Annotated in this window: 1 pseudogene; it reads left to right on the plus strand. The window is 85.2% G+C overall.

The annotated features are described in order from the left end of the window. Positions 1-318, plus strand: a pseudogene (locus tag RKE29_RS30685) (hypothetical protein); the annotation flags it as partial.

The following is a 318-nucleotide window of genomic DNA, read 5'->3' on the forward strand; positions in this document are numbered from 1 at the left end:
CGGCGGACGGCCCGCTGGCGGTCGTGGCGGTCGTCCCGTGGCGGGAGGGCGGCGCGGGCTTCGGCGCGGGCTCGGGCGGGGAGACGGGCGGCGGTCCGGTGCGCGGGGTGCCCGGCGTGCTGGCCGCCTGCCCGGTGCCGCCGCCGGGGCCCGGTGGGGACGGCCTCGCGCTGGGCGGACTCGTGCCGGACGGTTTCGGCGTCGGCGGTGACGGGCCGGACGGTCCTGGCCCGGGCGGCTTCGGGACCGGCGACTCCGGCCTGGCCGGTCCCGGTCCGGGCGGCGGGCGGGCCGCCCCGGCCCCGGCGCTGGCCGCAC

Source organism: Streptomyces sp. B1866 (assembly GCF_031932565.1).
Lineage (GTDB): Bacteria > Actinomycetota > Actinomycetes > Streptomycetales > Streptomycetaceae > Streptomyces.